22 protein-coding genes are annotated in these 21,109 nt (G+C 40.8%); 12 read left to right on the plus strand and 10 right to left on the minus strand.

The genetic code is table 11. The annotated features are described in order from the left end of the window. Positions 1 to 3: 3 nt before the first annotated feature. A complete protein-coding gene (locus tag E0F88_RS27410) occupies positions 4 to 411 on the minus strand; it encodes a hypothetical protein (protein WP_131961534.1) in 408 nt (135 codons plus the stop codon). Between the two features lie 285 nt (positions 412 to 696). Between E0F88_RS27410 and E0F88_RS27415 the strand changes: the two genes are divergently transcribed. After that, positions 697 to 1,416: an SOS response-associated peptidase gene (locus tag E0F88_RS27415; protein ID WP_131961535.1), complete on the plus strand. Its 720-nt coding sequence runs from the start codon at positions 697 to 699 to the stop codon at positions 1,414 to 1,416. 44 nt (positions 1,417 to 1,460) lie between these two features. Then, positions 1,461 to 2,012 (plus strand): hypothetical protein, encoded by a 552-nt coding sequence (locus tag E0F88_RS27420; protein WP_131961536.1) that lies wholly within the window; start codon positions 1,461 to 1,463, stop codon positions 2,010 to 2,012. A gap of 66 nt (positions 2,013 to 2,078) precedes the next feature. Here E0F88_RS27420 and E0F88_RS35045 read toward each other — a convergent pair whose 3' ends face one another. Continuing rightward, positions 2,079 to 2,465, minus strand: a complete 387-nt coding sequence (locus E0F88_RS35045; protein WP_510185875.1) for a hypothetical protein — start codon at positions 2,463 to 2,465, stop codon at positions 2,079 to 2,081. A 697-nt stretch (positions 2,466 to 3,162) separates the two neighbouring features. On the opposite strand from E0F88_RS35045, the gene E0F88_RS27425 reads away from it, so the two are divergent. After that, on the plus strand, positions 3,163 to 4,278 hold the full coding sequence (locus E0F88_RS27425) for an endonuclease/exonuclease/phosphatase family protein (RefSeq protein ID WP_131961537.1): 1,116 nt from the start codon (positions 3,163 to 3,165) through the stop codon (positions 4,276 to 4,278). Positions 4,279 to 4,864: 586 nt separating this feature from the next. Here the strand turns inward: E0F88_RS27425 and E0F88_RS27430 are convergent. Both E0F88_RS27430 and E0F88_RS27435 read right to left on the minus strand, forming a co-directional pair. Then, positions 4,865 to 5,800, minus strand: coding sequence for a transposase (locus E0F88_RS27430; protein WP_131961538.1), 936 nt, complete (start codon positions 5,798 to 5,800; stop codon positions 4,865 to 4,867). After that, complete coding sequence (locus E0F88_RS27435; RefSeq protein ID WP_131961539.1) at positions 5,764 to 6,528, minus strand: transposase; 765 nt, start codon at positions 6,526 to 6,528, stop codon at positions 5,764 to 5,766. The genes E0F88_RS27430 and E0F88_RS27435 overlap by 37 nt, the downstream gene beginning before the upstream one ends. Positions 6,529 to 6,587: 59 nt before the next feature. On the opposite strand from E0F88_RS27435, the gene E0F88_RS27440 reads away from it, so the two are divergent. The 5 genes from E0F88_RS27440 to E0F88_RS27455 all read left to right on the plus strand — a co-directional run bounded on the left by E0F88_RS27440 (position 6,588) and on the right by E0F88_RS27455 (position 8,750). Further along, positions 6,588 to 7,055 (plus strand): helix-turn-helix domain-containing protein, encoded by a 468-nt coding sequence (locus tag E0F88_RS27440; RefSeq protein WP_131961540.1) that lies wholly within the window; start codon positions 6,588 to 6,590, stop codon positions 7,053 to 7,055. A gap of 362 nt (positions 7,056 to 7,417) precedes the next feature. Next, positions 7,418 to 7,573: a hypothetical protein gene (locus E0F88_RS33815; RefSeq protein ID WP_165940165.1), complete on the plus strand. Its 156-nt coding sequence runs from the start codon at positions 7,418 to 7,420 to the stop codon at positions 7,571 to 7,573. Continuing rightward, positions 7,557 to 7,772, plus strand: a complete 216-nt coding sequence (locus E0F88_RS27445) for a hypothetical protein (protein ID WP_131961541.1) — start codon at positions 7,557 to 7,559, stop codon at positions 7,770 to 7,772. The genes E0F88_RS33815 and E0F88_RS27445 overlap by 17 nt, the downstream gene beginning before the upstream one ends. Further along, complete coding sequence (locus E0F88_RS27450; protein WP_131961542.1) at positions 7,765 to 8,214, plus strand: hypothetical protein; 450 nt, start codon at positions 7,765 to 7,767, stop codon at positions 8,212 to 8,214. The genes E0F88_RS27445 and E0F88_RS27450 overlap by 8 nt, the downstream gene beginning before the upstream one ends. Positions 8,215 to 8,243: 29 nt before the next feature. Further along, on the plus strand, positions 8,244 to 8,750 hold the full coding sequence (locus tag E0F88_RS27455) for a glycoside hydrolase family 108 protein (RefSeq protein ID WP_131961543.1): 507 nt from the start codon (positions 8,244 to 8,246) through the stop codon (positions 8,748 to 8,750). Here E0F88_RS27455 and E0F88_RS27460 read toward each other — a convergent pair. The 3 genes from E0F88_RS27460 to E0F88_RS27470 all read right to left on the minus strand — a co-directional run bounded on the left by E0F88_RS27460 (position 8,747) and on the right by E0F88_RS27470 (position 10,543). Then, the gene (locus tag E0F88_RS27460; protein WP_131961544.1) at positions 8,747 to 9,292 is read right to left on the minus strand and encodes a hypothetical protein; all 546 of its coding nucleotides are present in this window, start codon (positions 9,290 to 9,292) and stop codon (positions 8,747 to 8,749) included. The genes E0F88_RS27455 and E0F88_RS27460 overlap by 4 nt on opposite strands. Positions 9,293 to 9,356: 64 nt before the next feature. Beyond that, positions 9,357 to 9,893, minus strand: coding sequence for a hypothetical protein (locus E0F88_RS27465; protein ID WP_131961545.1), 537 nt, complete (start codon positions 9,891 to 9,893; stop codon positions 9,357 to 9,359). A 110-nt stretch (positions 9,894 to 10,003) separates the two neighbouring features. Then, a complete protein-coding gene (locus tag E0F88_RS27470; RefSeq protein ID WP_131961546.1) occupies positions 10,004 to 10,543 on the minus strand; it encodes a hypothetical protein in 540 nt (179 codons plus the stop codon). 135 nt (positions 10,544 to 10,678) lie between these two features. On the opposite strand from E0F88_RS27470, the gene E0F88_RS27475 reads away from it, so the two are divergent. Continuing rightward, positions 10,679 to 11,194: a hypothetical protein gene (locus tag E0F88_RS27475; protein ID WP_131961547.1), complete on the plus strand. Its 516-nt coding sequence runs from the start codon at positions 10,679 to 10,681 to the stop codon at positions 11,192 to 11,194. Between the two features lie 43 nt (positions 11,195 to 11,237). Here the strand turns inward: E0F88_RS27475 and E0F88_RS27480 are convergent, their stop codons facing one another. Beyond that, the gene (locus tag E0F88_RS27480) at positions 11,238 to 12,071 is read right to left on the minus strand and encodes a hypothetical protein (protein ID WP_131961548.1); all 834 of its coding nucleotides are present in this window, start codon (positions 12,069 to 12,071) and stop codon (positions 11,238 to 11,240) included. 101 nt (positions 12,072 to 12,172) lie between these two features. Further along, the gene (locus E0F88_RS27485) at positions 12,173 to 14,149 is read right to left on the minus strand and encodes a hypothetical protein (protein ID WP_131961549.1); all 1,977 of its coding nucleotides are present in this window, start codon (positions 14,147 to 14,149) and stop codon (positions 12,173 to 12,175) included. A 220-nt stretch (positions 14,150 to 14,369) separates the two neighbouring features. Here E0F88_RS27485 and E0F88_RS27490 point away from each other — a divergent pair, with 220 nt between their 5' ends. Beyond that, positions 14,370 to 14,717, plus strand: a complete 348-nt coding sequence (locus E0F88_RS27490) for a patatin-like phospholipase family protein (RefSeq protein ID WP_131961550.1) — start codon at positions 14,370 to 14,372, stop codon at positions 14,715 to 14,717. Positions 14,718 to 14,870: 153 nt separating this feature from the next. Next, entirely contained in the window at positions 14,871 to 15,521 is a 651-nt protein-coding gene (locus E0F88_RS27495) for a hypothetical protein (protein ID WP_131961551.1), read from the plus strand. A gap of 306 nt (positions 15,522 to 15,827) precedes the next feature. Here the strand turns inward: E0F88_RS27495 and E0F88_RS27500 are convergent, their stop codons facing one another. After that, positions 15,828 to 16,460, minus strand: a complete 633-nt coding sequence (locus E0F88_RS27500) for a hypothetical protein (RefSeq protein WP_131961552.1) — start codon at positions 16,458 to 16,460, stop codon at positions 15,828 to 15,830. A 1,584-nt stretch (positions 16,461 to 18,044) separates the two neighbouring features. On the opposite strand from E0F88_RS27500, the gene E0F88_RS27505 reads away from it, so the two are divergent. Then, positions 18,045 to 21,104: a SusC/RagA family TonB-linked outer membrane protein gene (locus E0F88_RS27505; protein WP_165940166.1), complete on the plus strand. Its 3,060-nt coding sequence runs from the start codon at positions 18,045 to 18,047 to the stop codon at positions 21,102 to 21,104. Positions 21,105 to 21,109 lie beyond the last annotated feature (5 nt).

The following is a 21,109-nucleotide window of genomic DNA, read 5'->3' on the forward strand; positions in this document are numbered from 1 at the left end:
ACATCAATTCAACATTCCGATGAAGTCGGAATAGATGTAATCTTCGATGGCGTCAAGCTGTCCAGGATTCAAAGCTTCCTGTTCCTTTTTGCAAAGCTGGATCTTCGCAAGCTGAATTGGTGTAAGCCCGAACATTCTTTCATGCCTCAGGTGACAATCGTGTCCCTGTATTTGAATCGTGATCGTCCAGGGTTCGGTATTGTTTAGTTCTGAATTTTGCCAAAAGCGTACTGGCAGAAAAAGGATTTGTGATGGATCTGCAAATTCAAAAACAAGTATAGGAATGCTGCAAAAAATATCTAACCTGAAAGTCATCCGGGCGAATGAATCCCGGTTAATATTCTCATCCTGAAATTGGACGATGAGACCGGTAGGGTGCTCCATCAAATTGCTCTCGTCTATCGTTTTCATATTGCCGCTGGTTAAAGTGATAATTTATCTTTTCCGTTATATATTGCTGATTAATAGAACTTAAAAATTAAATGATACGTTTAGTATCAAAAAAATGATCTATTAGATACCAATGTTAAACTAATTTTCTGCGTTTCGCAACACAGTTAGAATAAATATTTTCCCTCGATTGTTGCGTATATGCTGACAGAATTGCAGTGATTACATGCCCGGATGCGAAAATTTGCGTTAGCACGATTTTCTATCATTTCCTATATATTAATATTTCAAAAACAACAACAGATTATGTGCTATCATGTTTCAAATCAGTTTGATGCCGAAGAAGTAGCCCGCGAATTCCGGCTTCCGGAAGTAAAACTGGACCTATTTAAAAAGCAGTATGATTTTAACGGGTTCGAAAAACCCTACTTGCCTGTTATATCCAAAGAAAATCCGAAGGAATTGACGGCCTACCGTTGGAGACTTGTGCCTAGCTGGGTTAAAGAGGAAAAAGACTGGAAAGCGAATACACTTAATGCCCGTAACGACGAATTGTTTACAAAAGCATCATACCGGGATTCCTGGCAAAACAGATGTCTGGTTATTTGCACCGGGTTTTTCGAACCCCATTATCCTGAATTAGGCGCGAAGGAACATGAGTCCTGGTATATAAAGCCAAAAAATAAAAAGTTTTTTGCATTGGGTGCAATCTATTCAGTGTGGAAAGGAATACCGACTTTTAGTATTGTAACAAAAGACGCTACGCCTAAAATGGCTGCTGTACATAATGACGGTGAAAGACAACCGTTAATCCTGACCGGCAATGCAGCGCTTTCGTGGCTAATACCAAACCTGACCCAAAATGAGATGATCAATTTGATGGAATTTCCATATCCCGATGATCAGCTGGATGCTTATCGCACCGTGGATGGTATTTATAATGCGAAGCAAAATACAAACGTTCCGGAAGCCATAAAGCCATATGAAAGACCTGCATTTGATGCTCTGGATTTATTTGGATTATAGGCTGTATTCGTCTGATCAACTTCAAACCCGTAAACTGTTCAATCATGGCTGAAAATATATATATTTCAAAAGAAGTCCCTTTACTCGAAGCAGATATTTTTCAAGGAGCAAACGCAGAAAATCCCGGTGTGCACACCAGGTTAAGGAAATTGCAAAACATTATCGCTCAAACCAGCCATATCCACTACCAGGCCGATCCGCTTGTGCCGATGTCATCGGCAGAATACCATCATCTCTATGTGCAGGATTACTTGACATTAATTGAAGCGAACATTTATGAGAAGGTTTCTCAAAACCGAAATGCCCGCTTTATTCTGCTTCATTACGATTTCGTTTACAATCAATTTTTTACGGTCGTTTCAAAATATCCGTATAATACGGAGCCAGGTTTGGTGGTCGACACGATCATTGAACTGGTTTATGAATATTATGCTGATGGTTTGGCGATTGATTTTTCTCGAAATCAGGACCGGTATGGTGCAGCGCTGCACGGAGTTTTTAGTGAGCAGGATGAGATTTTGGGTTTTTATGAAGCAGTTCGGGAATTGTATGAAGGAGATTCAGGGAAATATCTGGAAGTGGTTGGGAAGTTTTGACTTAGTGTATTAAATATAGATAATTAGGGTGATTGTAGTAATCAGAGAAGACATTCGTCTCCATGTTTAAATTCGGTATGGCCTTACCATACAGCGGATTTCTCTCTGAGATAAGATCATTATTATTCTTGCCACCGAACATTTTCCATAGAAGCCCATCCGGATCTTATGGATACAGCTCCATTGTTGTAGATTCCATCTAAATTCTAATTCATGTAGTATCAACAATTCTAAATACCAATTTCCTAAAATCCAGCCATCGACTCTGCAAACGGTATTAATTCTGTTAAGACTTTCTCTCCGCGATTTGTTACCGTGAAATAGACTATATGTTATTTCGGTTATTACTTGTGGCCCGTCGTTTATCTTCGCTGTTTGATTTTTACTATTTATCAATTCAATAGTGTGAATGTTTTTTAAAGACTTTAAAGATTCAGGAATTAACTGGAATATTACATCGCCTTATTAATTTTCTCATTTTTTTATTTGCAGCCAAAGAATCTTTATTTGTACCGGTTAAATCATTATCTAAAAAAACCCAGTTATAGCTTTAAACTGACAATATGTCGAGCCCTTTACAAAATCATTGATGGTTTTCGGATCAGTTAGTTCCCTGTTGTTGGTCAATAGCCTAATCCCTTGCTTCTTTTTTATGCTGGTAAGGGATAGTTCGCAGGGAAATGGCGGCTCTCTGAGGTCTTGCTTTTTACACGACAGAAGAAAAACAGTCAAAACCACACTAATTATGTATCGCATCTGTAAACAAATCGAAAAGTCGCAAACAGCAGAACAAGGTATTCCTACTCTATCTATATCAGCCCTTACAGTGGATCGGGGAATCACTTACTTGTCCTTCCTGTGAACACGTAGCCTTTGGCAACCAGCACAAAGACATAATTTGAGAGGAAGCCTTGACACAGTCACAAAACAATCGCCGGCTGCAAAGAAGCATCAGGGATTAGCATGAAAATCCTTTTGGGTCCAAAAGATTGCAACAGTAAGCCCGGCCGGAAGGGATGCCAATAGCTCCTTTTTAATCTGCAAGCGACATGTCCGACCAAATAATAAGTTTTCGTTACCCTTAATCATTTCTGATACGTATCCTGCTTGAAGTCATTAACTTTATAGGACAACCCAAAATGAATTTACCATGAAAATTGCTTCCTTCAACGTCGAGAATCTTTTCGACCGTGCCAAAGCTTTCAATGATGATACCGCTGCAGCCAAAAAAGTTGTCAAACTAGAAGCGGAACTCAACACCATTTTCGAGCAGCCTGTTTACAGCGCAGCAGATAAGGACAGGATACTGTCCATCATGAAAGAAACGGGTATTCTCAAGTCGGACAACGGACCTTATTTGCTGCTTCGTAAGATCAGAGGTAAACTTATCAACAGGCCAAAGAGCGGCACAGGCTACACTATTGATGCTGACGGGCGCGGTGACTGGGTAGGCTGGGCTGAATTAAAAACGGCGCATGTAAACGCCAGGGCGGTGATGAACACAGGCCGTGTTTTGCGGGATGTGAATGCTGACATACTGGCTGTGGTAGAGGCCGAACATCGTGTTGCTTTAAAACAATTCAGCGATTATGTCCTCGACCAGGTAGGCGGCACCCCCTACGAACACGTGATGCTGATCGATGGCAACGATGACCGGGGTATAGATGTTGGATTGATGACCAGGAAGGGCTACCCAATCGGCCTGATGCGAAGCCACATCCACGATGTCAACGGCGAAGGGAAAGCAGTATTTAGCAGAGATTGTCCTGAGTATTGTGTACATACGCCTGACGGTGAAAAAATATGGGTACTTCCCAATCACTTCAAAAGTAAATTCGGCGGCAATGACCCGGTTTCCCAGGCTAAACGGACACTTCAGGCTGAACGTACGGCAGAGATCTACAATGGCTTGCTATCAGAGGGTAATCAGAACATTGTTGTGCTGGGAGATTTGAACGATACGCCCGAAAGTGCACCCATACAGGCGTTACTAACCAGCACAGACCTTAGAGATATCTCTGAGCATCCAAGTTTCAATACAGGAAGCTACCCTGGAAAGGGAACGTATGATGCCGGGCGGGATAACCAGAAAATTGACTATCTGTTGCTGTCTCCTGCCTTGTTCAACAGGGTAACTGCGGGTGGTATATTTCGTAAAGGAGCCTGGCCGGGTGCGCGCGCCAGGAGATGGGATGTTTACCCGGAACTCGAAAAAGAAATTCACGCAGCCAGCGATCATCATCTGATATGGTGTGAAATTATATAATTCCTTCATCAAACAATTCAGTAAATCAGTCAGCCTGCATGTGGTTGCTCACTTGAACATATACTGCCGATAATCTGGAATGTTAAGATGCTCTTGCTGTTTTCCTGGGCAAAGACAATAATCATTTAAATTACTGGTCCGGTGATGGCTCTGGTATGCAAAAGCTGTCCCGGCAGGCATCGTGATATCTTGGAAAATAACATGTGCTCTCAAGCTGGTAGAAGTTCATTTGTTAAAAAGCCCTTGTAAGAACACTATCGGCTGTCGCCATGAAAGTGCAATTTTAAAGCGTAAATCAAAGACGTTGGTTTCGGTTGCTTTCACCGATTCGGATGCACATTCGCAAGCGGATCAGTTGAAAGTTCCACCTTTGTCCCCTTGCGCTAAACCAAAAGTTAATACCGCTCTTCCCCCCATCAGGCGGCTGGCCTAAAGAAGATCGATGACATCAGCAGACTATTACTCACAATTTGCTAATAACTATCAACCATTGACTTAATCTGGTCAGTTCCAACCGAAACAACCTGTCCTCAATTTCCAAATTGGGGTGATCAGTGGCTGGTTCTTCACCACTTTTGGTGAATTATCATGTATTTCCCAGTACCATAATTTTTAATAGATCAAAGCTCGCTCTACCATACATGTTTCGTTTAATCGTTTTAAGCTTGTTCACTTGTCCTTCAACGGGCCCATTGCTTACATTGGAAATAACCGCTTGATTAACCGCTTCATAGTCTGATTCTATTCCCCTTGCAAATCCCTTAAAACCTGAATTAGGTTTCAATGCATTTTGAAGCCTGTGGTCCAGACTTCCTATTTGTTTAACCAAAAATAACTTTTTGAATTGGATGGCCAGTTCAGCTGTTGCTCGTATAACGCTGGATGATTGATAAAGGAACTCGAGGAATTTTTTATCATCAGGTTTTAATTTCTCAGTATCACCTAGGGCCATAAACGCTAATTTTGTTGTAGACCAAGTTTTCATAGTAGGTAATTTAACAGGCCACTGATCTGCCGTTCCATTCATATATAGCGAGTTATTTGCTGTCATTAGCCGGTTCATTCTATCGCAAAAACTGGTGTATTTTCCGTTAAAGCCATCCCTTACAATATTATGATAAAGATCTTTGTAGGTCACTCCCGGCCTATTGTTTTCAATAAGATAGGCCCGATACATATCAAAGTTCGTTAAGCCATGGGAAACGACCTGTGATGGTAATACCTCAAGATTGACATACTTTCTAATCGATTTTATGTTTGCATTTAGATGTTTTGAGATGGTTTTAATCTTGTAACCCTTTGCATATAAATCTTTGGCCATTTCAAATTTAAATTGCCGCTGTGCACTTACGTTTCCAGTAAATAAAGATGCATTTTTATTACTGAGGGGGAATACCTGTGATCTTTGGAGCTCTTCCCTTTGTTTAATTTGCCTCTTTTCTGTGTTAATGCTTTCCTGATTGTTAAAAAGCCGGAATGTTTCCTTTAAAATGTTGCTCTGTCTCTGTAAAACCCTTTGCATGGCATCACGGAGATTAACCAACAAGTGGAAACGGTCGCCACTTGGACAGCCTGCGGCGCGCCTTTGCGAATGCCGAGCGCATAGGCACTAGCCCGATCCCGGGAAACGGTATGTACTTCTGGATGTTTTTCAAGCCATGCCGCCAAAGTCTCGGCATCTCTGTCAGCTAATAAATCGACAACTTTTGTGCTGACTAAATCCACAATGATTGTCCCATAGTTGCGCCCTTTTTTTTTAAATGCCCAATCATCCACTCCAATGGTTCCGGAGGTTTTGTCGGGGACTATGTAGCTTAGTTTTTTTACAACCCTTAACATAGTTGTTGCGCTTACCGGACAACCGATCAGCCTGCTAACCACTGCCCCTTTATTTCCACCAAGCTCCAAACCGATTTTTGCTAATAAATCCGCAGTCCGGCTAAACCGTCTACCATAGGCATTTAGTTCGGAAGTAAATCTTTCAGTAAATATCTTTCGATGACAACGCTCGTTATTGCAAAAGAACTTTCTGGAATACAGCAAAACTTGGACGTTATATCCGGATATAGGCAAATCAGCCAATATGCGGTGGTAGTGGCTATGAATACACTTACTTCGTATTTTACAAACAGGACAGACCGATTGCTTTTGAGAGGATGCCGCACTGATAGATATTTTTCCGTCACTACAAGCAATGGAAACCTGGTCAAAGCGAATACTTGTGGGAAGTGTAAGTCTAGATATTAACATAAATATATATAAATTAAATACACATATAATTGATATATTTAATTGCAAGAATCAAAAACATGGGAAAGTCAGTTCTAAAAATAAAAGGTTACAAGCCAGAGGATATCAAAGAGTTAATGAGCGCCGATTCGGCTTTCGTTGTTGCTACAAGGCTCAATATGGTCTATCAGGTGGCTAAAGGTTTGCCGAGTAGAGAGGTAGCCAAGATCTATGACATCAGCTTCAAGCAGGTCACTAATTGGGTACATCGATTTGAAGAAAAGGGCATTGAGGGTCTGAATGACTTACCTGGAAGGGGGAGGAAATCGATTTTATCAGTGTCGGATCTGGAGAGAATCCGAAATATTGTGTTAAATGAGCCACCCGTAAACTTTGGGTATAAAAGAAAAAGATGGTCAGGCCCGTTATTGTCAGAATGGATAAACAATAACTATGGTACAAATTACCACAGTGCGCAGATTTATAAATTATTAGATCGAATCGGTGTAGAATTCAAAAAAGAAGAAGGGTATGTGGTGAAAAATTAATGTGTATATTTTAAATATATTTTTCACCAAAAATGGCGAAGAACCCAACTTCTCCGAAATACCCAGGTATACTCCACATAAAGGGTCTACTGGATATCATTTAAATGGTTTTGGCTCAGTGAACCGTGACCAATACAACATCAAAGATATCTTTGTTAATAAATCGGGCATTCCTTTAAAAGGATCCGGCAAAGCTGGTAAAGTCCTAATCTATTATAATGGGTTTCTATCTCCACAATTGTACGAAGATGTCACCATGGAAGGCCGCACTTTCAGAGCTTATGGTCGCCAAACTATTATCATAGAACTATAACACCAGGTTATTGACTTATGGCACATTAATAATATTAAGTTATACGACTGTGATTAAAGCGATAATGGAGCTGACGCCGCAGAAACTCACAATCTACCTTTTTTCAATCGCCATCTCAGTATTGTGGTATAAGCTGGAAAATGTGGAAGAGAAGGGTGATGGCAAGGATATCAAAATGGAGGTCCGCAATGAAGCTGCAATATAAGGTCGACTCTTTGCAGTCACTTCGGGTGAAAGAAAAGCAGGAATGTTCCGACGCAGTTGCTGCAAAGGATGCTGAAATGAAGCAGTTTTTGAAAGATATGCTTGCCGAGCAGAAAAAAGTAAAACGTAGAGTGAATAATATTGAAGTGAAGGCGGATAATGCACTTACACAGACTGTAACAAAGTTAAATCATGACTAAGAAACGAATTTTAATAGGAATGCTGATTTTGTTTGTGGCTACGGCCTTGCAGTCTCAGCAACCTTCGAAAAGACTGCCGGCAGTAGATTCGGCAAGAAAAGATACGGATAGTAAAGCGGAACCTTTGCTATTGAAAAAATCGGATCCTCAGGTTGTTAAGAAAACTGAAACTACTCCTGTTGATTCCAACGAGATCCTTAAAAAGCAGATCAACGTCGTAAATACCGACATATATAAAACGGCTGACCGGATCGATTACAAGATTGGCAGACTTCCGGTTCTGGTTCAGCGGGCTGTGGTTTACAAGAATAGGACAAAACCGGAAGTGTCATCTATTCAGCCGCCTGAGATTCCGGTTTCTGTTCCTGAACCAATGATTGATACGTTGCCACCTGAGCAGGTTACCAGCAGGTTTCTGTGGCTGTTTAAAAGGAAGAAGTAAGAGTTACGAAAATTATACACACATAAATAATGAATTTTGAACAAGCTATTGAGCACGTCCTTTCATCGGAAGGCGGTTTTACCATGGATGCGGATGATCCAGGGAATTGGACTGGTGGCAAAAAGGGAAAAGGGATTCTTCACGGCACTAAATTCGGCATCAGTGCCGCTTCTTATCCTGGATTAAACATTAAAAATCTATCACGGCCGGAAGCGATTCAAATCTACAAACGTGATTTCTGGGACAAATACAAAGTTGATACCTTACCATCGCAGATTCGTCTACATTTCTTTGACGTCTGTGTAAATTCCGGTATTTCCAGAGCCGTCAAGATTTTGCAACGCTCACTTGGAGTTACTGCCGACGGTGATTTTGGACCGGTTACAGTAAAGAATTTAAGTAAGGCAAACGTCTGGAAGTATGCAAGAGAGCGATCGGACTTTTATATCAATCACGTCAAACTTTACCCTGTCAAACAGAAGTACCTGGCTGGTTGGATTGGCCGTGTGTTAGACGTGACTGAGAATTCCTTTTAATAACTCGTTAAAGTCACAGACCTTACCCCTCCTTCACATCTATTAACGATGACAATCCTTTCAACTGCCTGCATATTACTAAACCAATTTGAGTATTGGGTTTCATCGCCTTGTAACTTTTTTGAAAGAACCACCTTGCCGCTTTTGTCATAGAAGAATATGCTTACTACATCCGGGACGCTACATGCCTCCCAAACAGTAACCTGGATCTGCTTTAAACTTTTGTAGTAGGATTTATCAATTTCAAGTGCAGTGCCCGGTCCGATAAAACCATTACTTGCACTGATATATCCGCATGCACTTTTATTGCCCGGGTATTCCTCCTGCGTTGCTGCTCTGATGCTTATCTTAATATTTTCATAGATAACTGGTTTGTTACAGGTTGGTAGCTCCTTAAAATTTAACGGATTGAAGTATAGCTTTACGTCGTAAGGAAATTCAGGGCGGTTATCAACCTCAAGAGCGGGATCTTCCTTTTCTGGACATGCGAACAGGAAAAGACATGAACATACAACAAGGACGTTGAGCAGAGATTTTTTCATAGTACAGGTTTACGTTTGTTTTAGGAATTGGAAATGACGCTGACAGAAATGAGGAAAGTTCCAATTAGTAATAAATAAAGGTCGTTTCAAAAGTTCCACCTTTTGAGTCACGTACTTTTACTATATAAGTGGACATTTTTCCACCACTCCCCGCAGCAAATACTTCAGAATTACAAGTCCAACCTAAATCATTCTGTTCATTAATAATTATACCGTCGGCTGAGCTCCAAACCGATCCTCGATAGGGCGGAAAGCCTCCTGCGGCAGTAAATTTAACGTAGTTAATGTATGGTGGAGCATTCCGTTTATTGTAATCCACCGTTATAACGAGTGGAATACCCTCAACACATTTTGAAATCACTCTTAAAATTGTAAACTTCCCTTTGTTAAAAGCTGATAAAAATCCTGAGGTAAGTTCACTTATACGAGGACCTTTCTGAAAATTTACGTCACAATCTTGTCCAGCCATTGGTTTGGGTATGCCACTGGAATGGATGATTAAATTTCCATAGACAAATCCAATATGTGAACTTCCCCATACAATGATATCCCCGGTTCGAAGCTCACTTGCCTGTCCTGCTAAGGCTTTCATCTCCATCATATCGTAATCAGATGACAGATCAAAAGCACTATTCCAATTCTTTACATTTGATAAATATGAAACATTGCAAAGATCTGGCCTGTTTGTTATTCCTATTCCCGATTGTTTAGCTAACTGATAGATAAATCCAGAACAATCAAGCCCATGGATTTGCTTATCGATGTTGCATGTTCCTTGTGTCGGAGATTGCCTTTCTGTATATTGTTTGGAGCCAAAACTATATGCAATTCCTTGCTGTGCAGGTTTGTCCGGCCCTTTTTCATCAAATTTATGTACCCTTTATTTGAAATATAGAATGCATTAACCATCATTCGGACGATAAATAGATCACGCTGAAAAGCGAACGGCTTTGTATACTTTTCGGCGGTTCCTCCCACTCTTGATCTGTCTTTGTGGAGTTTCGGGTCATTCTGCTTTAAAAATTCATCCATGCTCCTCATATCATCAAACTTCAGATCAGAAAATTGAGCAATATTGACGGTTTTTAATTGGTCGATTAATTGTGCGTCCTCATCCCTTAGCATACCGTCATCTTTATTAAATTGATCCTCTTCAATTTGAATGTCAATTTTTTTCGTACATGCGGTCTGTCCGAAACAAAAGAACAGGAGTATTAATAGTGATGCAAAATTAAGGAGAAATTTTTTCATGCGGCTGATTTGGAGGATTGAGGAATTCGCTGAGTACGCGAATATAATCTAGATCATGAAAATTTCAAAAATACAGGTCAGTGTATTTCAATATCTTTTATATCTTAGCCATCTCAATGAAATTTGCTCAATCCGATGTCTCAATTCAGCCAATACCGCGTAGGAAACCTTGTCACAGTGTTCACCGTTCCAGGTGAATTCGGAATCTTTAAGATCGATTCGATAACAGAGCCTGGCAACTATCCCTTATTTGCACTTTCCAATGTCAAAACGGGCGAATCACTGTCCGTTGAATTCAAGAAGTTCGATGGCCACTATCCGTACATCATGGAGATCTCGCTAATGCCTGAACAACTCGGCTTCACGAAGCTTTCAGACCGTGACTTTACAAACGGAACCGTTGACCTGATCAACATCACTGAGCTGGCTGACGATGAGCTGGAGGAAAGCGACGGACCTCAACTAACTATCACCAAATTTGCAAAACTTGGTTATTCAGTTCAAGTATCCCGAGGTGGCGAATACTTATACACCGAAGAATACAGCACTGACGAAGCGGCGTATATGGGGATATTGGACGTTCATGAATTGCAAAACCTGTATTCAGATCTGCTGCCGGGTGTTGAGTTGGATTTGAGTGGTGTTGAATAAAACAGGGCCATCTATACCCCTTTTTCTATTGTTGTTGGCAAATCTAAAGTTTTAGCCCGAGCGAAACACCTACACCATAAAATGGCTTGCCTTGATAAGCCCAGGCACTACTATTCTTGCCCATCATGACATCATATCCATAAGACAAAACGAGCCCAATGTCATTTCTCGCCAGTATAACAGTAGCCGCTGGGCCCAATATAAAATTACTAGGATTATTTGTCACACCGATGTTTTTCTTTCTTGGCTCATTTGCTAATTTGACCGAACTAAACCCGAGTCCGAATGATGGAGTAATTGAGTAATTATTACTCGTCAATTGAGTGAATTTTGTCCATCCAAACGAATACCCAAGTGATACTCCTAGATTTATACTACCGGTTATAAAATTAACAGTATACAAACTATCATTGTAATCACTTACCCTCGGCCTTGCCTTAACCCCAATTGTATTAATTGCAAACAGTATTGTTTCGTATCTAAGAGTTATACCTTCTACGGCATTACCAACTTTGGTTCTTTTTCTCAAATCGATTTTGAGATTGTTATCGGTGTTGGCATTAATTACACCAGCCTGGTCAAAACATGGATCACTTGCGTGCACATCAGAATTTGTTCTAGTGTCTAAAATGCTCCAAGGATCTATCTCCAGAATAGAATTCTTATGTGTTACTGTGAATTTGAAATCTTTTTTTAAACTGGGACAGAAGGTATATTCTTTCCCATTTGCGTCAGTTATTTTATATCCATCCAATTTGAGTGCTGCCAATTCAATTTTAGACAATTTGTGTTTGAATTTGAACCTATAGGTTGCTTGGGAAAATGCACTGAATGAAAAAATAAAAATAAAAGTGAGGGTAATTAAAACGTTTTTCATAAGTGATAGAGTTAGATGAGTAAGTACCTGCAAAATAGGATATTAAAACCGTTACATCGCCAATCATCCTAAAAATCATGGAAAACCATTAGAGATATACGTCACTTCTTGCCAAATTTCCGGAAGGCCTGAATGAATTGGAAGAATAAATACCCGTTGACTGCTCTGGCTATAAATTCAACAGTTGGTGCAATCAAGAACGTTGTTGTCAATCCCATTTCTTTCGGCACAAATCCAGCTGTATGGATCGGATAAATGAATTCCGGAAACAAGGAGACAAGATGCTTAAATATTCCCCAATCATAGCTGTCGGCGCCAGTAAATAGCCGGAAACCGAGCGAAAGACAATAAACCCAATATATAAGTCCCATTACTGGTAGACCATACTTTAGTGTGCGAGTATAACTTTGATTAAATTTATTGGAATATTTATTTAACCAAAGAGTGAAGTAATCGCGACGCTCCTCTCCATCTCTCTTTTTATGCTTTAAATAATCGAAGTGAGCTTCAAGTTCTTTTGCCTGGTAATCATTGCTCGAAACGCTATCACCGCGATTATCATACACCTTTTTAAGTTGAGCATATGCAACTTGCTTATCCTTATATTCGCCAATTGCAGTTTTTGGCATTTCTGTTCCGGATAAAAACAATTCAGTAATTTTAGATCCACTAAACTTTAACTGCATATCAGAGAAATCACAAGATATAAGGTTGATTTTCCCTAAGTCAGATTGAACAATTACCAATTGATTAGCATCTAACGGGCGCAGATATTTCCTCCAGTTGTGCCACATCGTTCCCCTAAGTATATTCTCTTCAATCGGTTTACCGCGTTCGAATATTGCTTTTATTAATCCATTATCATCCTTTTCCTCTACAAATTGATTGATTGGAATGTCTTGTCCAACAACTGCCGCCCAAATTGTATTTGGCATTGGTTTGGCTTTAATAGCATCATTTGTTAAACCCCAAGATAAATTCGAAATATAAACGTTCGAATTGTTATAAAAAGAATGAAATACAAGCGACGAAGTTTCCAAATGCTCCATTGTAATCGATGGCTTGTCGCCGGTTGCTCCCTCCAGGAAATTTCCACCTATAATGAAAATCCGATCAATGAATGACTTATTCTGTGAGCTACCTGACAGCTTAAAAGAGTCAAATTTTGTTAGTTTTATCGGCAAAATGACGCTCGATGCAACGAGCATGGATAATATAATCTGTTTGCAAACTACCTCGCCAAACAATATATTACCAATGTTGCCCTGACTAATGATAATTGTATCAATAATAACTTCTCTTTTAGGAACACTAAATTCTCTATTGAAAGTGACATTATCCGCTACAACATTGAAAAATTGAATGTTACTTATGTCTTTTTGTTTGTCAATTGATATATCTATATCCTTGAATGTAGATTCCCTTAAATTAATTGAACCAGCAAATTTGTAAATTATAAAGCTGTCAACCTTAGAAAACATTGTTATAGACACATTACTACTCAAAATACCTCGAAATAAAGACTTTCGACATATCACATTTTCTGCTGTAAATTCCAAGTTGTTTATGGAATTTATTTCTACTTCATCAAAATTACATTGATTAATTTTAATCTTAGACAGTTTAGCTTTATCTAGGTTTCTTGCACCCCTAACCTCTAGCTTCGTTAAATTCGTAAATACATTAATATCTCCAACTACTTCCACAGATGTAAAGTCACTCAACATATTGACATTTTTCACCCTTATTGATTCCACAAAGCTAATGGATAGACCAATGTTATTGCCATCCGTCGCATAAGTGTCAAGAGAACATTTTGATAATGTAACTTTAACATTACCAAAACTCCATTCACCAGATATGCCACTGTAAAAACATTCGAAATTGCAACCGATAAACTCATATTCAGAAATAGATATGTTCTCCTGAAAGTCTATTTTAAAGATATCTGGGAATTTAATATGAGAGATTGTTAACTTTCGTTCAGAGAAAGCAATGTTATCGCGCAGGACACTAGTATTTCTGAGAAATTTAACATGTTCGTCCCAATTCGCCTGCGTAGCTTCAATCATTTCCATATTATAGAGGGGGTTAAATTTACATCAATGTAAGCACCGTTCCTTCACTTTCTCACCAGCCCTGCCAAACTTTAATTTCATGCCCTATAAAATAGAAATTTAAACGTTACTTATTGTACCGTTTGATTGGAGTATTGTATATTTGTGGTGTTTTGAAACATACGAAATACGTACACAGATGATCACAACTGACGGCGATCAGGAAGTATAAAACCTTTACATTTTATCAGGCGGCGGTGCACTCTTCGCGTGGCAATTCGAGGTCGCAAGCCATTTAATTGCTGCTGGCTTTAAACCTGCAATGTTTGGTACCACTTCAACCGGGACAATCGGTGCATTCATGCTTTCAAAAGGCCTGATCAAAGAAGCTAACGATCTTTGCGATGAAGTTTATAGCACGGACGCTCGTCCAATCTCAAAGCCAGGTATCGGCCGCATCAAAAACGGGAAGATCACGATCAACTGGCTTAAAGCAGTAAAAGACGTCATCTTTAGAAAGAATAAAATTGTTTCGTTGATGGATTGGGTATTTCGGAGAAGTTGGTTCCGAATTCTCCGGTATGACTGACATTTACAGTAAAGTAGATTTTACGCGATACACGCCTTATAACCGTGGTTATTCAGCTCATGCCGGGGTGTTGCTTCCAATGCTGACGAAGCAATACCATTCAAAACATACTGAAAGTCAACTTTGTACTCAACGTCAGATAAATTTATGTTTGTGAAAACTTTACGCTCCCTATTTCAATTTGTATTATTTGTGTTTCCATCCGTCTGTCTGGGACAATGGAGTAGTCAGGTAGGCTTAAATTTTGCGCCTTTAATCTCCAAATCACTGGAAATTAATTCCGAGTTCAGCAGACACGCTGCCTTCTCTTTAAATGCCAATTTTGGTTATACATTCAAAACGGCTTACACAGGACAGGATTTTCGAAAAGTACACGATGGAGTTTATGACCGTATAACTTCCGGAGCTTTCGGAAAAGCCGGTCTAAAGTTTTATCCCGCCAACCTTTCAGGCACACCGGGCAAAACCAATTTTTATGTTGGGGTGTTTCTTATTGTATCTCAATACAAACAAACTGCCATGAGAACGATGTTAGAGAGTTCCTACTGGCCCTCTCCCCAGGTAGCTGTCACTGCAAAGGGAGTAACATACTGTCCTGCGGTTACAATCGGTTTTACGCGCAACATGGGCAATCACCTGGCATTGGATTGGGGTTTACAAAGGTCTTTTGTCTACAGGGAGGATTTTATAGGCCGGCCAAGAAACAATTATCAGCCAGGTGCCGGAAGTTATTTGTTTGCAGATGTTTTAGGGTATTTACAAGGTATTCTTTCTGTAAAATACCGGTTTGCTTCCCGACAGTAAATCCAAGGATCGGATAAATGATTTTAATGAAATGATCCCAGCTGCTTTGTCTTCGCTATGAGGCTTTAACGATTCAGCCGATGGTCTTACTGTCCATGGAAGCAGATTGGCCCGGCCACAGACTGGACATTTCTATATCATCTGGTTTTTGTGCAGCTGCACCGATCGCGGCTGTAAGGAGCCTCTTTAAATTATATCCACTAGAAACTGCGCCTTCTTTTAATAGCTTTTCTGGCACATGCAGATTGAGCCACGCAATCCCTATAAGTCCTTAGCAATAGGTGTTTTCATATTCGGATGCTTTCATCACTTCGCCGCTTTGGGTAGCTGAAGAATCTGTATGGAACCGCCTGCACTGTATCCTGATAACTGCACAAATAGATGATCTCCCTCTTTTCTACGAATTGCGTAAACTTTCACCACATTGTTTGTATAGTCAATCGAGCCTTCTTCACCAAAATAGGTAGCTTCGTCTTTGATACGGTCGAGTTCTTTTTGTGGTACTTTCCCTTGAAACAACAGTGCCCCGCCAGCCGCTGTGATCAGGTCCTTGTAGCTCTTTTCAAAATAAGGCAAAGACCATTCTTTACCGGTGACACCCGTTATAAATGCTTTGTAGACCTTTCCTTCGATGGGAATCATCCCCTCCCTTGTGGGGAAAAACACCCGGTCAAAGTCGCGCGTAAGTGGCTTGTTCAGAGGGACTAGATCCGCCGGAGGGTCAAAAACGGGAAACGCGCCCAACTCCTTCTCACTGAAAGGCACTTTGCTCAGATCGATAGAATCAGCAAGGTGGGCACTGCGCGCCTCATTCATGATCAGGGAAGTATCCTTTGCAAGCTCGGACTTTTCTGCCGGCGTATCTGCTCTGCTGGATTTATTGCAGGCAAAAAATGAACTGATCAGAATTACGGACATTAAAATTCTTTTCATTTTCATGGCTATGGCTATTTTGTGGTAGGTAGCAGGTTAATTAAAAATGTAACGAAATTCAGACCAATGACCTTTCAAAGAAAGGTAATATCTTCATTTTTTAACAAGTGACACTTATTTTAACTTATTGGTTGCCTCTGCCCTTAATTTTATGCTATCACATTGTTTTCCCCATCCAGTTCTGCGCCCATGTCAGGATACAAACTTAAACCTTTCAACAAACCTCGCTTTACAAGCCAAAATCACTTTTGCAGAAAACATTTTCAAAGTCATAATAAAAGAAACATTTTTGCCAACGGGCGTTTTCAGCTGGCGGCTCCGATTCAGCAAAAGTCTTTGAAATCACGTTCAATACCTGACTATAAAATCAACCAAATGATTTGTTTTCCAGCTAACATACACACACTTGATTGCGCCTTCTTTTGTCTGAGACTCTGCATGTTCCCTATTCGCTTTCCATATTCGCTCATTCATTTCATTCGTAAGTGGCGCCAAAGAAGCGCCAGCTCTACGGAATACACCCCGCAAAAGACCATTGGTCTCACAAACTTTGCGGCTTGCTGCATTCCGGAATGCAGATATTTACCACCTTCATCCAAATGATCTTCGTATCTCTGATCAGGTAATAATCCTGAACCAAACATTAACCTGCATCCATGATTATACCTTTTTAAAATACTCTGTCTTGTTAATCTGCGACTGTGGCCCCATACAAAGCGTTCATCAGGCAAAGTTTGCTGCCTGTATCTGACGCTTTACTATATTATGGCTTTCTTTCAAGCATTTAGAAAATCAAATAATTTCCAAGGCTTTAACCTAAAAAATGGTTTAAAAATCAAGTTATGTAAATTCGATCTCTGGTTTACTGCCCCCAGACTGAACTTTACCATGTCGATCACATCAATGAATTAAAATACTTCAATTATGTGTAGCAGGAAAATAATATTCGTCAAAAACAAGGATTAATGATATTATCGCCTACTTATTTCCAAGAACACATAACGAATGAAAGAAAAATGTTAAGATCGGTCAAATAGCGATTAATTTATACTAAGAATTTAACGATTGAGCGTCCTAACTTTCGAAAATAATAACAAGCACTGTCAGGTCCGGCCCGACTAAATACAAGTTGTCATTTTTGATATTCTGTGTTTAGAATGCGACATCAATGTTTATTACGCGGATAGCGGAAATAATGTTCAATAAAATCGTATACCCATGAGAGCAAATCGCACGGATAAAAGAGAAATCATTCAAAAAACCGGATTAAATAACAACGGAAAAGTTTACCGATTTTAACAAATTGCCCTAATTTCACCTGGTTACCCGAGACTGAATTACAAAGTCAAATTTGCCAAAGAAATAAAGCTTGCACTTTAGAAGCTGGCTGTTGGTAAGCCTCGTGCTGAGGGCCTGTAAACAGATTTCGTGATCCTCATTTAAAGACCATCAAAAGTGGATCGCCGGGGATTGCTGTGCACAATGGAATGTATTGTATGGTAGTAGCTGAGTAAGGATAGCACCTGCGCTTTAATGGCTGACTATCAATCAAGACTGTTTAACATTTTTTACTTTTTTTTAAATCAATGCATGAAACATTTACTTCTTTTTATTTGCTGTCTTGTCAGTGTGTCCTATTCTTTTGGGCAAAATGCTGATGTCAGCGGTCAGGTGCTGGCCGTCGATAAGTCTCCCGTCGTTGGAGCAACTGTTCAGGTTAAGGGAACAACCAGAGGTACCACCTCTGATGTAAATGGCAAATTCTCTATTGGTGCATCCCAGCAGGATAGTTTGGTAATTAGCTTTATTGGCTATGTAACGCAGCACGTTAAAGCAGTGGCTGGCCGCGAGTTGACTATCACCTTAGCTGAACAAAATAATGATCTGAATGAATTTGTAGTGGTGGGTTACGGCACTCAGAAAAAGCTGACGGTAACCGGGGCTATCTCTTCTGTTGGAACCAAGGAGCTTACCCAAAGCCCGGTTGCCAATTTAAGTAATGCACTGGCCGGCAGATTGCCTGGACTTACCACCCTTCAGAATAGCGGCGAGCCGGGTTATGACGGGGCGCAGTTGTGGATACGGGGGATGGCCACTTTCTCCGGAAGCCAGAATCCCCTGATTTTGGTCGATGGGGTTGAACGTTCTTTTGGAAGTATCGATGCCAATGAAGTTGCTTCGGTTACCATCCTGAAAGATGCTTCCTCGACCGCCGTATATGGGGTAAGGGGAGCTAATGGAGTCGTGCTGGTAACCACCCGTCGCGGGGTGGATGGAAAATCAAGTATTTCTGTGACCATGCAGCATGGGATACAGGCGCCGACACGTCTGCCGGAATATCTGGATTCCTATGATGCGCTTTCGCTCTACCGCACCGCACTGATCAATGACAACAAGAATGCGACGCTGTATACCGATGATTATCTTAATAAGTTCCGTGACCGCAGCAAGCCTTCTTACGAATATCTTTATCCGAATGTAAACTGGCTTAAAGAAATGATTAAGCCCTCATCGACTATGTCTCAGGCGAATATCAACATTTCCGGAGGAAACAGCACGGTTAAACATTTTGTATCCTTATCCTACCTGCGTCAGAACGGATTGTATAACCATGCCAATGAAATCTCGGAATATGACATCCAGGCTCGTTCCAACCGATACAATTTCCGATCCAATATCGACCTGAACATCAACCGTTTTCTGGACATGGAGCTCAATCTGGGAAGTATCGTCCGGGATAACAATTTTCCTGCGCTGGGTGCAGGTGAAATATTCGGTAATCTTCAGGCGATGCAGCCCTGGCTGTACCCAGTCACCAATCCTGATGGCAGTATTTCAGGTTTGGATTCAAAGGCTTATAACCCATTTGGCCGGATGACTCAGCTGGGATATCAGCGTAATTTCGAAAATACCTTACAGGCCACAACAGGTTTTACTTTGAAGTTGCCCTTTATTACCGAAGGTCTTAGTGTAAAAGGCCGGTTGTCATTTGATGCATATAGTTACCGGAACGTAAGCAGGACTAAAAATATGTGGACATATCAGTATTCGCTGGCCGATGAGAATGAGACGGATTTGTCTAAGGGTACTTACCGGCGTATTATGGAGGGGACCAATACGCTGGGATACGGGGTCAATGCCAACAGTAACCGACGGACATGGATGGAATTCTATTTAAATTATGACCGCACTTTTGGAAAACAGCACAATGTAACCGGGATGCTGCTGTACAATCAGCAAAGTTTCTTCGATGCGATTGCTACCGGAGGAGCCAATGCCATTGCCGGTCTGCCGTTCAAATACAACGGATTCGTAGGAAGAGCGACATATGCCTACAAAAGTACCTATTTCGGAGAGGTCAATTTCGGATATAACGGATCGGAGAACTTCCCGGCAGGCCGCCGTTATGATTTCTTCCCATCGGCCTCTGCCTCATGGATTTTATCCAACGAATCATTTTTCAAATCAGGTTTGCCTTTTGTCAGCCTGATGAAATTCCGCGGTTCTGTCGGTGCAGTAGGTAATGATAAAATCGGGCAGCGCCGGTTTCTGTACCAAAGTACCTGGTCGCAGAGCGTAGGGGGATATACTTTCGGTCGCGACTATAATGGCGTTGCTTATCCGGGTGCTGCCGAGGATTTACTCGGAGCAACGAATGTAACCTGGGAAAAAGCGTTGAAATACAACTTTGGGGTGGATGCTGGCTTTTTTAACGATGAGCTTACTTTTTCAGGTGATATATTTTACGAACGCCGGAAAAATATCCTGGCCCAGCCGGGTACCATTCCGGCTACTACCGGGATTACCAGCCTTCCTTACCTAAATCTGGGAGAAGTAGAGAATAAAGGATTTGAACTGGAAGCTCAACTCAGAAAGCGACTGGGTGCAAACGGAAGCTTCTTTGTAAAAGGAAATATTTCCTATGCACGTAACAAGATCATCCAGATGGATGAGCCAAGTTATGCCGATCGTCCATATGCCAAAAGAACCGGTAGAAGCATCAATGAGCAGCTTTCACATATTGCACTTGGTTATTTTCAAAACCAGGAAGACATCAACAATAGCCCAAGCCAGGCGCAGTTTGGCAACATTATACCAGGTGACATCAAATACCAGGACATGAACGGTGATAATGTGATCAACGACCTGGACAGAGCTTACAACGGAAAAGTGACATTGCCGACAACCATGGGTGGTTTTTCTTTCGGATACAACAACAGATTCTTTGATTTTAGTGTGTTGTTACAGGGAGCCTTCGGCGGAAGTGTCTGGCTGACGGGTGATGTAGTATGGCCATTCAGCGGTGATGTTGGGGTAATGGCGGATGTAAAAGACAATTATTGGACACCCGAAAACCCGGATGCAAAATACCCGCGTCTGTCCTCGGCCAACAATGTGAACAACAACCGGACGTCTACACACTGGCTGGTATCGAGAGATTATGTAAGGCTTAAAAACGTAGAGTTAGGGTTTACACTACCTAAAACAATATCTGCAAAAGTGGGATTGAAAAACGTACGTCTTTTTGTTAACGCGATTAACCTGGTTACCTGGGATAAAATTAAAGTCTTTGATCCTGAGATTCCTGACAATTCAAGAAACTACCCGCAGCAAAGGGTATTTAACTCTGGTTTAACGATTGGTCTGTAATCTGA

Origin of the sequence: Dyadobacter psychrotolerans, from assembly GCF_004349265.1 — a bacterium.
Taxonomy (GTDB): Bacteria; Bacteroidota; Bacteroidia; order Cytophagales; family Spirosomataceae; genus Dyadobacter; species Dyadobacter psychrotolerans.

Excerpts from the sequence above, each read along its gene's own strand:
- E0F88_RS27460 (WP_131961544.1), bottom strand. The coding sequence starts at position 9,292 with ATGAAAAAATCTCTGCTCAACGTCCTTGTTGTATGTTCATGTCTTTTC.
- E0F88_RS27500 (WP_131961552.1), bottom strand. The coding sequence starts at position 16,460 with ATGAAAATGAAAAGAATTTTAATGTCCGTAATTCTGATCAGTTCATTT.
- E0F88_RS27475 (WP_131961547.1), top strand. The coding sequence starts at position 10,679 with ATGTCTCAATTCAGCCAATACCGCGTAGGAAACCTTGTCACAGTGTTC.
- E0F88_RS27415 (WP_131961535.1), top strand. The coding sequence starts at position 697 with ATGTGCTATCATGTTTCAAATCAGTTTGATGCCGAAGAAGTAGCCCGC.
- E0F88_RS27505 (WP_165940166.1), top strand. The coding sequence starts at position 18,045 with ATGAAACATTTACTTCTTTTTATTTGCTGTCTTGTCAGTGTGTCCTAT.
- E0F88_RS27455 (WP_131961543.1), top strand. The coding sequence starts at position 8,244 with ATGAATTTTGAACAAGCTATTGAGCACGTCCTTTCATCGGAAGGCGGT.
- E0F88_RS27470 (WP_131961546.1), bottom strand. The coding sequence starts at position 10,543 with ATGAAAAAATTTCTCCTTAATTTTGCATCACTATTAATACTCCTGTTC.
- E0F88_RS27425 (WP_131961537.1), top strand. The coding sequence starts at position 3,163 with ATGAAAATTGCTTCCTTCAACGTCGAGAATCTTTTCGACCGTGCCAAA.
- E0F88_RS27420 (WP_131961536.1), top strand. The coding sequence starts at position 1,461 with ATGGCTGAAAATATATATATTTCAAAAGAAGTCCCTTTACTCGAAGCA.
- E0F88_RS27430 (WP_131961538.1), bottom strand. The coding sequence starts at position 5,800 with ATGCAAAGGGTTTTACAGAGACAGAGCAACATTTTAAAGGAAACATTC.
- E0F88_RS27410 (WP_131961534.1), bottom strand. The coding sequence starts at position 411 with ATGAAAACGATAGACGAGAGCAATTTGATGGAGCACCCTACCGGTCTC.
- E0F88_RS27480 (WP_131961548.1), bottom strand. The coding sequence starts at position 12,071 with ATGAAAAACGTTTTAATTACCCTCACTTTTATTTTTATTTTTTCATTC.
- E0F88_RS27485 (WP_131961549.1), bottom strand. The coding sequence starts at position 14,149 with ATGGAAATGATTGAAGCTACGCAGGCGAATTGGGACGAACATGTTAAA.
- E0F88_RS27465 (WP_131961545.1), bottom strand. The coding sequence starts at position 9,893 with ATGATGGAGATGAAAGCCTTAGCAGGACAGGCAAGTGAGCTTCGAACC.
- E0F88_RS27435 (WP_131961539.1), bottom strand. The coding sequence starts at position 6,528 with ATGTTAATATCTAGACTTACACTTCCCACAAGTATTCGCTTTGACCAG.
- E0F88_RS27445 (WP_131961541.1), top strand. The coding sequence starts at position 7,557 with ATGAAGCTGCAATATAAGGTCGACTCTTTGCAGTCACTTCGGGTGAAA.
- E0F88_RS27440 (WP_131961540.1), top strand. The coding sequence starts at position 6,588 with ATGGGAAAGTCAGTTCTAAAAATAAAAGGTTACAAGCCAGAGGATATC.
- E0F88_RS27450 (WP_131961542.1), top strand. The coding sequence starts at position 7,765 with ATGACTAAGAAACGAATTTTAATAGGAATGCTGATTTTGTTTGTGGCT.